At 45.5% G+C, this 12,265-nt stretch carries 7 protein-coding genes; 2 read left to right on the top strand and 5 right to left on the bottom strand.

All coding sequences use genetic code 11. The annotated features are described in order from the left end of the window. Window positions 1-90 precede the first annotated feature (90 nt). Window positions 91-1,026 carry a CHAD domain-containing protein gene (locus U9Q77_10215; GenBank protein MEA3287730.1) on the top strand — a complete coding sequence of 312 codons (936 nt, stop codon included), beginning with the start codon at window positions 91-93 and terminating at the stop codon, window positions 1,024-1,026. Window positions 1,027-1,046: 20 nt separating this feature from the next. Next, window positions 1,047-2,861, top strand: coding sequence for an ABC-F family ATP-binding cassette domain-containing protein (locus U9Q77_10210; protein MEA3287729.1), 1,815 nt, complete (start codon window positions 1,047-1,049; stop codon window positions 2,859-2,861). A gap of 285 nt (window positions 2,862-3,146) precedes the next feature. On the opposite strand, the gene U9Q77_10205 is transcribed toward U9Q77_10210, so the two are convergent. From U9Q77_10205 to U9Q77_10185, 5 genes are all read right to left on the bottom strand, one after another. After that, the gene (locus tag U9Q77_10205) at window positions 3,147-9,356 is read right to left on the bottom strand and encodes a UvrD-helicase domain-containing protein (protein ID MEA3287728.1); all 6,210 of its coding nucleotides are present in this window, start codon (window positions 9,354-9,356) and stop codon (window positions 3,147-3,149) included. Between the two features lie 154 nt (window positions 9,357-9,510). After that, on the bottom strand, window positions 9,511-9,789 hold the full coding sequence (locus tag U9Q77_10200) for a DUF1016 N-terminal domain-containing protein (GenBank protein ID MEA3287727.1): 279 nt from the start codon (window positions 9,787-9,789) through the stop codon (window positions 9,511-9,513). After that, window positions 9,770-9,982 (bottom strand): zinc ribbon domain-containing protein, encoded by a 213-nt coding sequence (locus tag U9Q77_10195; GenBank protein ID MEA3287726.1) that lies wholly within the window; start codon window positions 9,980-9,982, stop codon window positions 9,770-9,772. Before U9Q77_10195 ends, U9Q77_10200 begins: the two co-directional genes overlap by 20 nt. Window positions 9,983-10,000: 18 nt before the next feature. Continuing rightward, the gene (locus U9Q77_10190; protein ID MEA3287725.1) at window positions 10,001-10,873 is read right to left on the bottom strand and encodes a 2-oxo acid dehydrogenase subunit E2; all 873 of its coding nucleotides are present in this window, start codon (window positions 10,871-10,873) and stop codon (window positions 10,001-10,003) included. Between the two features lie 12 nt (window positions 10,874-10,885). Further along, window positions 10,886-12,121 carry a C40 family peptidase gene (locus U9Q77_10185; protein ID MEA3287724.1) on the bottom strand — a complete coding sequence of 412 codons (1,236 nt, stop codon included), beginning with the start codon at window positions 12,119-12,121 and terminating at the stop codon, window positions 10,886-10,888. Window positions 12,122-12,265: the final 144 nt, after the last annotated feature.

Below are 12,265 nucleotides of genomic sequence, written 5' to 3'. Positions count from 1 at the left end.
GGGTTGGGGTATGCATCTCAGCCCATACCCAGCCCGCGGGATCCTTGCCAAAAAGTGCTTTCAATGGTAATTAGCTTTAAGTCTTCCAACATGAGAGAACCTGATCATCCTGTAATTGAAATCATGAGCACCATTATTGCCAGAGCAATCACCAATGATAGTATCTTTCTTAACAGGAATAGTAATCACTCAACTGATAGCATCGGTTCAAGCGCCGCTTATATTGCAGTCGTGTCATCTGTCCAAAAAAAAATCAAAACACTACTCATGGAACTGCAGAAATTCCTGGCTGATATTGAATCCCAGCCTGAATTGGCTATTCACGGTATCCGTAAACGGACCAAATACATCAGAGCACTTCTTGCCATAGATCCTGCATCGGCGACTGAACTAAGAGGCTGCATGAAAAAGCTTAGTAGTATCCTGGCATCGTATCGGGATGCTCGGGTTAATTTGGACACCTATCAAACTATTATTCAGATAAACAACTCCCTGACTAATCCTGCAATAGAAACCAGGCTAAAGCAGAATTCGTTTCTGGCTAAACAGCTTCCTGTAGACACCGAGCTTGAAATCATTAAACATCTATTGGAAGACTTTATTGCTCAGTTGGAATCCTGCTCTCACGCAATTTCAGATGATCAAATGCTTCAGAGAATAGAGTCTAGCTTTCATTCTGGCAAAAAGGGTCTGGAACGAGTTAAAAGGGAGGCAAACGTCAGAGCTATCCACGCCTGGCGTAAAAAAACAAAACTACTCTGGTATCAGCTACGATTCTTGTTCGGTGATGAGTTGGAGGAACACGAACACCCCTTGGTCTTGAGTAATGCCCTGGGGAAGCTTCTGGGTGAAATCCATGACCTGGATGTCTTGATGAAGGTTTTGGATCTGCAACCCGAACATCCCTTTAATCTTTGGGTTCAGGAACTGCGCCAAAATCAAGTGGTCCATTCTCTCAAGCTTGGACATACTTTATATGTTCAACAACGATCCACCTTCTACCATATCCTGAAACCCATTCATTAAATTGGAATTGACCCCCTCCCATGGCCGCAAAAGTTCTTATCTCTACCCAAAACATTCATAAATCCTATAGTAACACCCCATTGTTCAAGGATCTTTCTCTTAATCTCCATCTGGGAGATCGCATCGGACTCATCGGTCCTAATGGTACCGGTAAATCCACCTTACTTAAAATCCTGGCGGGTCTGGAACAGATAGATCAGGGGACATTATCTATCACAGCCCAAACGACGGTTACCTATCTGCCCCAGATTGATGTTTTTGAAGAGCAGGCCACCATTCGACAGATCCTAAGCGATCATTTTCCAAAGCATCTCGTGGACTGGGAAATTCAAAAGAGACTGGGAGAAATTCAAAGCCAAGTCCGATTCTCGGATCTTGACCTGAGCTTTGGAACCCTTTCCGGCGGGTGGAAAAAGCGCGTCTCTATTGCCGCTGCTTTGGCTCAGGATTGTGACCTACTTCTGTTGGATGAGCCCACCAACCATTTAGACCTGGAAGGCATCTTGTGGTTGGAATCACTGTTACAACAGGCCCGTTTCACTTTTGTTCTGATCAGTCATGATCGCTTCTTCCTGGAAAACACTTGTAACAATATTATGGATCTTGATCGACGTTATAAACACGGCTACCTAAAGATCAGGGGGAATTATTCTCAGTTTATTCAGGATCGGGAAAAATATCTTAGTGATCAGCGGACTGAAGAGTTATCGCTGTCAAACAAGGTTCGTCGGGAAACCGAATGGCTGCGAAGAGGTCCCAAAGCTCGTACAACGAAAGCCCAATATCGTATTGAGAAAGCCCATGAAATGATCGATGACCTGGCTGAATTGCGTCAGCGGAACAACTTGACCATGGAAGCCGGTATTGAGTTTAAAGCCAGTGATCGGCGCTCTAAAAAGTTACTTCATGCCAAGGGACTGAGTAAAACCAGAGGAGGGAAGTTACTTTTTAAGGATTTGGAACTCTTCCTCTCCCCAGGGATGAAAGTTGGTATTATGGGTGCCAATGGCAGTGGTAAAAGCAGCCTGATCAATATTTTACGAGGTGAGTTGGAGGCTGACAGTGGTGAAATTGAACTGGCCCAGGGAATCCGGATGATCACCCTGGATCAATCACGTGAATTGCCAGACCCCAACCAGTCTTTGAAGCGCGCCTTAAGTCCGGATGGGGACACAGTCATCTACCATGGGAATCCCCTCCATATCAGTGCCTGGGCCCAACGCTTTTTATTCCAAAAGGAACAATTAGAGCTCCCGGTTTCACAATTATCCGGTGGTGAAAGAGCCCGGGTATTATTGGCCAAACTAATGTTGGAAACGGCTGAGATCCTGATCCTGGACGAGCCCACCAACGACCTGGACATTCCAACCCTGGAGGTCCTTGAAGACAACCTGACTGATTTTACAGGGGCTCTGTTATTGATCACCCACGATCGTTTTCTCATGGACCGGGTGTGTGATCAAATCATTTATCTGGCAGGCGATGGAACCGTCAAAGTTTTTGCTGAAACCTTTCAGCTGACCACCTGGCAAAAAGCACAAGTTGCACCAAATCTGGTAAGCTCTGAGACAAAAACTCCCAACAGTAATAAGATCAAACGAGAACAACTCAAAACGCTGCGTAAGAAATTTGCCAAAGTAGAACGCGATATTGAAAAAGCTGAAACCAAAAGATCAGAACTTGAAACAGAACTGCATGACCCCAAACATGCCTCTGATCCAGCTAAACTTGCTGAATGTTCAAATGCCATAGATGGTTTAAATACTGAGATTGATGCCCTATTTGAGCAGTGGGAAACTTTGGAGAGTGAGATCGCTGAAATCGAGGGGGAATGAATTGTCTAACGCCATATTCAGTTCCATTTGCGCGTTCCAAGTAATGTCGAGTATACCAGGAAACCTCTAACCTGAATAATTCATAGCCACTAAGTCACCAAGACACAAAGTTTAATAAAATATATGCTTATCAAAAATTATCACTCACAGATGCAAATAATACTGTTTAAAATGACCTTGTTCATAACTTTAATACTTTTCGTGACTTAGTGTCTTCGTGGCAATAATTCATGAATAATGCAGGCTAATTCGTTTAATTCGCGAAATTCGCGGTTAGAACTCTTTCTATCTTGGTAAAGCTGTTTTGCGGCAGATACGCTTATAGGGGCAATAGGCACAGGCTTTCTTTTCATCCCTTGTGGTCAAAGGGAAAGCATTATCAGCCAAATATTGGGCATAGTTCAATGTCTCTGCTTTAATCCTTTCAACGGACCAGGCTTCATGCTCAGCTATTGGGAGAAATGGTTTTGCTCTGGTCGGCTTTGTGACCAGCACCGGATTGTCAGATTCCAGATCACCGATGTAGCCTTTGAAACCAACGGCATCTTTCTTGAAGGCTTTGACCTGCTCATAGGTCAACACAACTGATTTATCAGGGAAGTGTGATTTCAGAATGAGATAGTAAAAAAGCATCTGACTGGTCCAGAATTCCTGACTATCCTTAAGCTCGACTACGCCGGTTTTGTAGTCAGTGGCCCACACAGCATTCCCGGCAGAAAAAACCCGATCAATTTTTCCTCGTAGAGACAGTTTCAGGGATTCACCTTCAATTTCAAAAGCGGGCCAGGAGTCCTCCTTTTCTTTAAATCCGAATGTTTGTTCATGCAACCCCTTATCACCAAACTTCTTTAAAACTAATGCTTCTCTGTCAAGCATGGCAGCTAGCAAATTGCGTTGCGGATCCTGGATATTCTTGAAGTACAATTCATTCCATTTGCTGTCGAGTAAATTTGCTTCCGGATCGATCTCCTGTTCCTTCAGAAGTGATAGCGCCACCTCTTCCAGTTTTGCCAGACCGGTTGGCAGATCTTTAATAACCAGTAAAAAGCCACCCTCATTGCCAAAATTTTCCAGGAGTTTGTGAACCAGATTTCCCACTTCTATCTCCTGCCGTTCTGCAATATCTGTTTCTGCAGGTTTTAGCTGAAGTTTTCGGCTGTACCAGTAGCGTTGAGGACACTTGATCAATTCATCAAATGCTGAAGCTGAGATGTTTTCGAAACCTTTTTGTCCATGGGGCAATAATTCGCCATACCATTGCCCTCTTCCAGCATTTTGGAGTAATTCATTGTGGCGGATCTGGTGTTTTGATCTTGGACCAATAATTTTTTTTCCAGCCATTTGATGGAGTTGTTGTTCCGAACTGACCATCTCAATTTTAGGATAGTGTTGCTTTTCCAGGTATTGACAAAATGTGCTCTCCTGAAGCGCTGCTCCATCGGCATTGCGTAGCGGTGCAGTCAGATGTAAACTGCCAGTTGGACGTTTCAGCCATTGCTTGAATAAGAATAGATTGAGGAACCAGGGGTTTAATGCAGATTGCTGCAAATAAGGATTATTATCAGGTGTCATGGGAAACTGCCCTTCTGTCAATCCCATAACAAACAGGTGTGGACTGGATAAATTCAACGTATCCAGCAGAGATATCACATCGACTCCAAAGCCCTGCTGCACTGAAGCTACTTCTACCCCCTTAAGTCGTTCTTTCAGTTCCCGTTTCAGATCCCTCATGGATCCGGGACGACCGAGATAGCGACCCCAGTCATTTTTGATGCCCACAACTGCGTTTTTCAATGAGGTATACGCCTTGGATGCAACGCTGCCCGGTTCCAACCGTTTGGTGAACTGGAAATCCTTCAGCATTTTGAGCAACCAATCTGCCTCTTTCACCAAACCGGCTCCCTGATCCCCCTGCCAGTCCTTTTTCACAAAGTTCAATAGATCTTTGGCAGCCTGATTCAATCTGGGGTGGGAGAGTTTTTCCGGCAACGACTCATCCAACATGGTGAATCCCAATTTTCGAACCTCAATATCAAGTTTCAGTCGGGTATTGCCAACAGCGCCGGCTGGTAAGACCAAAGGATGAAGCCATACGGACATAACCTGATCCCAGCTCAGGCGGTGGAGTACACGACCCTGGATAAGAGCCAAAGCCAGCTGGGTCACAGGGCGCTCCATAACCGGTTCTCGCTTACTGAGTCTCACAGAAATACCAACTTGCCCAAACACTCTTACAATGGCAGGAACATACCGCTCCATGGATGAAACAGCTATCTGGATTTCTGCTGGAGCGATTCCCTGTTGCAACAAAGAACTTATTTGAGCAGCAACTAGAATCACTTCTTCATGGGTAGAAAAACAGGGTGTATAATGATGTCCGGCTGCTTTACTGGGCATGTCCGTCTGGGTCGTCCAATCACTGCTACTCATGTTAAAACCGGAGCGGGCTCGTCCACCTTGCAGCGGATCCAGAAATATGACATCACGTTTGTCAGCCAATGTGCTAAAAAATCGGTAGTCTGAAACGGAGGTTGAGTGAATCGAATCGATGATAACTTTCAACTCGCCTGACAATTGATCCAAATCCTCCCCTTTGCCAGGAGGCAGGATGTTCTGCTGATCACACCACTCTAAAAAGCTCTGATATAGAGCCACTTTTGATATCGTAACTGTTTCGCCCTGGGTGGCCTTGTAGAACGCCGCTGCCAGCCGGTTTACAACCCCCCAGTGTAACTTTTTGCCTAATAGTCGAGCCACACCCAGACGAGTCAAATAGGGTGTCAGTCTGCGTCCACCTGGTTCGGTCATCTTACGACATTCGCTTGAGGTTAAAATCTGAAGTCGTGGATGATTCAAACCTGAAGCTGCTAGAGATTGAGTGATCCGCTCAGCAGTGTTGCGAGTTGGCTCGATCAGAACTGTCTCTGACTGAGAACCAAGTCGTTTAAGTATCTTTTGGAGTTCTCTTGGTGGTTCTGCAGCAGTCGGCAATACGGGCTTTAGTCCGTGCCCCTGTTCAAGAGTTGCCAATCGCGAAAAATACAGATCTTCTTCAAATTCAATGCGTATGAATCGGTCGAATCGATTGAAATAAAGCTCTCCCCTGGCCTTGATCCCATATAGCAGCTTCAAAATCCATAAATAGGTCTGAATCTGATACCAGTAGGCGTATTGCTTCAATTCTGCTTCTTGAGGCATTTCTTTATCGCTTTTGTAATCCAGAACGACCCATTCTTCACCATCCTGGTAGAGGAGGTCGATAACACCGGATACCTTGTAAACTCGAGATTCACTCTGCAAATATCCAAACACTGGCAATTCAGCCAATTTGTTTTTGTGTGCAAGTCCTGACAATTTTTTGGCTAGCTGACTCTCACGATAAATGGCCAGACACGCTGCAAGATCATCCAGAAAAGGTTGTTGATCCTCCGAACTCAGGACGCCTTCATCTTCCAGGAAAAGCTGGATGGATTCGGTATGACTTTGCAGATCGAACCATTCCATTTCCATGGCTCGGTGTAGCAACCGACCAAAGGTCAGAGCTGACGTTTCCAGACCCAGATCATCACCCCGCTGCCGCTCTTCAGATCCGGTATAAGTGGTCTTATCCATCCAGGTCATGATGGTATGGGGTGAGATCTCTTCATAGATGAGTGGGGATGGTGCTGGCTTGGGCGCTTTCATTTCATAATCTAAGATCTCTACCAAATCCACTCTTTCAACCAGGAGATCAGAACCCACTGTAAGATCATAAATCACTTCAGGAGTGGAGCGGGCTTGCCAGGCTTTCTGAACAGCACGTGGATCCCGGCTTACTGCTTCTTTATCCAACTCCAGATCAAACACAGGCTCCAGATAGCGTTTCCACCAGGTATTCGAACTGGGCTGTCGCTTCGGGTTGATCCTGGCGACAAAACCAACACCGTATCTAGCTCTGGTGAGAGCGACATAGAACAGGCGTTTATCTTCAGCTAATTCCTCTGCCTGAGTTCGGGTTTTGATCTGTTCAAACATCCAGGTCTTATGACTTTCGTGGAGGCTGTCCAACGTGATTCCTGCCTGCCACTGGTCGTTGATCTGACCCAGGAATATTCCACTGGTTTCATGCTTGGGTGGTGCCTGAAGATCAGGCAGGATCACAACGGGGAACTCAAGCCCTTTGGCTCTATGAATGGAGAGAATCTGAATACGAGCCGCTCCAGGAAGTTCTGCTTGAGAAGCATCCCCGTGCTGGATCTGATATTTGAAATATTCCTGGATCTCCCGAAGACCCAGCCCCTCCAGAGAAAGTTGGTGGATCATATCGATCAGACGATCCAGGTTGGCCAACCGCAGCACTCCCTCAGTTTCGGAGATCCAGCCCAACCGACGATCTCCCTCAGCTAGAATATTACTGATCAAACGATCGACCGGTTCACGAGCAGCTTCCTGTTGCCAGGAGGTGATCGTCTCAGCGATTTTGGTTTGGGTTTGCAACAGACCCTTGAAAACCCAGCCAGAATTGACGCGTTCTCCAGCCAACTCACGGAGCTCCTGGATCTCAGCATCAGTTAAAACAAATATGGGACTGCGTAGGACACCGATCAGCGCCAGATCATCCAGGGGATTCACCAGGATGCTCAGAAGATGATAGATATCGAAACTTTCCTGCTGCTTGAAGAGCCCTTTACTGGAGAGTACTTCAAACTCAAGCCCTTTGGCAGTAAAGATGCGGATATATTCTAAAATGTGGGTGAAAGTACGGAGCAAGATCCCAATTGCCGGACTCTCTCCGATTGGGATCTGTTTTTCATTGATCCATTCCAGCCAATCTGAAGTAAGATCAGCAGTATGCCTGATATCGACTCCTGTTCCACGGACGTTTTCATCCTCCAGAACTGCACTAACAACACAGCGAGAAATAGCATGTTGACCTTCTGACAAAGGACTGTTTTTTGCTGCAGACGTTTCACGGAAGGCAGTCTCGTACAACTCCAGATCTTCCTTCTCAGCGGCACTGGGGAAAGACTCACTGATCAGCGGATTAATAATCGTCTCAACAAATTTCCGGGAAGAGCGGTAAGTTTCATCAGCAGTTAAGGTCCAACCCTGACTTTCGGCGATATTTTTTTCAACCCGATTCATCACCTGAACATCAGCTTGATTAAAGCGGTAAATGGACTGTTTAGTATCCCCAACGATGAAAAGACCCTGCTTCCGAAGTATGGGCTGTCCACCTTGAGCAATCAATCTGATTATATCCCAACGCAGGTCATTTGTATCTTGAAATTCATCAAAGAGAATGTGGGTATAGCGCTTGGCATAGTGAGCGGCAATATCTGGATCCAGTAGAAGATTACGGGTTTGGAGAATGACCTCATTAAAGCTGAGCACCCCTTCCCTTTGCAATCGCTTATTTAGAACCTCCCAGTAAGCTAGAAAGAATTTAGCCAGGTGGTGTTGAACCGTACAGGCTTCCAGATCCCATTTCCCGGGAATTTCATGCATGAGCGTTTCGCAAGAAAACAAATCTTCAATCTCAGTTTTAAACAATCTCAACCTGGTTCTGATCTCATTTTTCCAGGTTTCCGGCCAAACATTTGAAGGAATCGAAGGGTTTTTCAGAAAATTGCTTCGATCTTTTAGAAGAACAAATCGTCGGACAAACTCAAACAATTCCAAACCATATTGATAATCATCCTCAATGGGAGTGCTGAGGAAGCCAACCAGGTCAGCGAAGTTGCGGTAATGCTCATGATCCGGGTCAAGCATTTCTGCTTGATCCGGCAGTCCATCCACCAATTCAATAAGCAGCTGCTCCACCTGGCCAGTGGCTTTGGGTAGTGGGTGACTTGCTTTAAATTCAGTCTGTAAGGTTTCCGGGCTATGGTTTGCCTGATATTCAAGCCAACCGATCATCAGTTGAGCATGAGACTGCAGCTTTTTCACATAATGGTTTAGGTGATATTCTGAAAGATGCCCCAAAAGCAGTTTCAGGTTCTCATCCTGGTTATGACTGCGTTCCCTGAGGAAGCCTTCCCAGGTTTCCAGTTCCATACGTTGGGTATCAGCCTCATCTTGAATCCGGAACTCAGGATCAATATTAAGCCGTTCTGCCTGATCCCGCAGGATTTGAGTACAAAAGGAATCGATGGTGGAAATGGCATTTCTAGAATAGGTTGACCTCAGATGCATTTTATAGCTGGGGGGAGCACAACGCAGATGTTGGCCAAAATGTTCAGGTACATGCTCCAGGGCTTGATCATGAATGAGTTGATTCAGATCGGCATAGATTCGACCAGACATTTCTGCAGCAGCTTTACGGGTGAAAGTGATAACCAGAATATTGGATGTGTCTTTCAGGTCGGCCTGGGGATTGTCGGCCTGTTGCCGTGCGAAATCATCAATGATGGCGGCATAACGTTTAGATAGCAGCCAGGTCTTCCCGGCTCCAGCACAGGCCTCGATAAAAACATTACGGCTCAGGTCAAATACTTTGTTTAGGTCAATGCTCACTATTAGAATTCTTTCTTAACTGCCACGAAGTCACAAAAACACGAAGTTTTTTGAGTGTGAAATTCTGTTGGTTAGCCACAATAAAGACACTCGAAAGATATAGAAAAGTTCCATGGGTCATCTAGCTATCCATGCTCAACGTGTAGTAACTTCCCTAGGGCTTTGCCAATTCCCCAGATGGTGTCTGGGTTTTTTCAAAAAGTCTTTCCTGATATTTAATATAAAAACTTCTCATATACTCAAAATTTGATTTGGAAAAACCACGCCCAAATTCAGCAGTAAGTCCCTCTGAAAGAGTTTTTATGAGTTTTTTTCCATATTCTGCACGCTCTGCGCCTTGTTGTTCATGATCAATAATCTGACGGCCAATCTCAAAATTTGTCATCACCTGTAATGTGTTAACGGGATCAAAATCAGGTGGTAAAGAAATCAAGAATATCCTCTATAGTGCCTGACTTCCCAGCTTTGTAGATCTCAGTATACCGGCAGCGGGTACAGGTAACTGTATTGTATTTCTTGTTCTGGATATCAAAGATCTTAGTGAAACCACCACCGGTGGCAGCAAACTGATCGGTTTCATATTCTGTGTTCTTACATTTTGGACATTGCCAGTTACTGTGTTGCATGTATTGCTCCTGCTTAAGTTACACTCCCGGAGCTTCGTCCGGCAGGGAGTTATCATTTCCCAGGTCAAGTTTCATTTCGGGATCCTCAACTAATTTTTTAAGAAGTTCCAGAGCCTGAATACTGTAAAATCCATCATTGATCCGTTCATCAAAGCTATAGCGGATGGTCATCATATCCTTAACCGCAGGGCGTCCCCGCTCATCCAGCATCATACGCGGTTCATTTGCACCTAAAGCCATGAATATCGGAATATCTCCCCAATTGTAGAGATGATGGTAAGCCGGCTGTAGGCCAATACTGCCTAAATTCGCGACAAATAAACTCCCATAAAGTTCATCCCCTTTGATAAGACTCCACGGCAACAGACCAAAATGATTCAGAGTCCTTAATCCCCAGGTTAAGAAACTGACCATGAAGTTGGGTAACATGAAGGCTATATCCATTTCTTTGTCAGAGGTTGATTTACCCCCTTCTCTGCCTTTTGTAATACCACCCTGGATATGCTGTACAGTTTCTTCAAATGTCCAGGTGGGATCGATCTTTTTCTTCACCACGACCAGGGGAGCATCATCACTCATGGATTTTTTCATGGAAAAACTGATCCAGATATCCTTCCGTTGATAGATACGCCTTCCGGCAACAAAGCGATTCAAACCGGGACGTTGATCTAAAACCTGGGCAGCTCGCCAAATAATAAAGTGGAGGATACTGGCCTTCAAACCGCTGCGTTTTCGAAATTCTTCAACATATTTCCAGGCTTTCTCAACCTCGATGAGCTGCTCATAATAAACCGTTGATTCAATTCGGGTGTGCATGAGAAAGGGCATGATCCGACGTGTATTCGGTACATTTTTAATTACCGTTCCATCTGGTCTCCAGCTAAAAGGCATACGTATCTCCTGCTAATATTCTAAAATATAGCTAAACTGCATTGCCCGTTCCAGGGAGCGTTCCTTGGCGCCCACATTGCGCCAGGTATAGGCGATACTGGATGAATTGTTCAGCGCGAATCGAAAACCCCAATTCCAGGTGATCCCCACATCTTTCAAGAGCATGTGGTCAAATTCAATGGTGGTCATAAAGCGACGAGTGATCTGTTGCTCAACCCCCAGAAAAAGAAAAGTATCGTAAATTCCATCAAAGCTGGCAGAAGTGTCGTGGTAGGCAAAAAGATCAGTTACTGCCAATCCGCCACTAACCCGACCGCGACCTAAATGCAGGGTTTCAAAACGATCATATTTGTACGTGGCTGCGATGTAGGCATTACGGGGTGGACTCCATTGCTTTTCTACCAAATCCACAGAATCAGTTTCAGTGGTCACCGTCCAATTGCGACTGTTACTTTCAGCTCCAATGGCCAGGGAAGGAATGATCCTGCCCTTTTGTGACCAGATTTTGAATTTGGTGCTTATGAAAGGCAATTCGAAACCAAAATCATCTACATCATGACCCAGGAATTGATTGACCTGGAATTCCAAACCCCACTCCCAACGATTCCAAATACTGACCGAACTGGCGACCCGGAGGTTACCATCAGCATCATTCTGAATGTCCAGGCCAATAAAACGGTTTTCAATGATATCAGCTGTAGGGATATCGATGAGACGCCGCACTCGTAAAGGATAGGCTTTTGGCAACAGATGAAACTCACCGCCAATTTCTCCTGACCTAAGATCGGAACCAGTTAGCCTGCGAGCACCAATATAGCGTTTCATCCAATAGTCGGTACTCATGGGGACTTCAGTGACCCCATTGGTGGAACTGGCATGGATCATTTTGCGGCCATTGGTGTAAACGCCTACATGACTGACCCCTTTACCCAGCGTATCAAAGAATAACAGGTCTCCATACTGGAGGTCATCCTGAGCAACCTCATCACCAACGGTGTACTGCATCCTTGAAGTACGCGGAATAATGATACCCTGATCCTGGTAGACACCAGAGGTAAAGCCGGAACAGTCAACACCCCTGCCTGCCTCAGTACCGCCCCACCGATAGGGTGTACCCATATATCTATCGAAAGACTGTTCCATCTTTTTCTGATTCAGATCATCGTAAATGCCCACCTTCTGCGAACTACAGGCATTTAGCAAAATAGCCAGTATAATTACCCAGATATACAAGTATTGTCGCTGCATCAAGACACTCCTGTGTTGTTTTTCCACCTGAATTGTGTGCTGGAAATATAGTGTGAGAGTTTAGGGGTTCAATAGGTTTATGGGGTTGGGGGGTTATTGGGTTTATGGGTTATTGGGTTGGGGGGTTATTGGGTTTATGGGTTG

Source organism: Candidatus Neomarinimicrobiota bacterium (assembly GCA_034716895.1).
Taxonomy (GTDB): Bacteria; Fidelibacterota; UBA8477; order UBA8477; family JABMPR01; genus JABMPR01.
The sequence above is the reverse complement of the archived record's forward strand: the minus strand, read 5'-3'. Positions and strand labels throughout refer to the sequence as shown.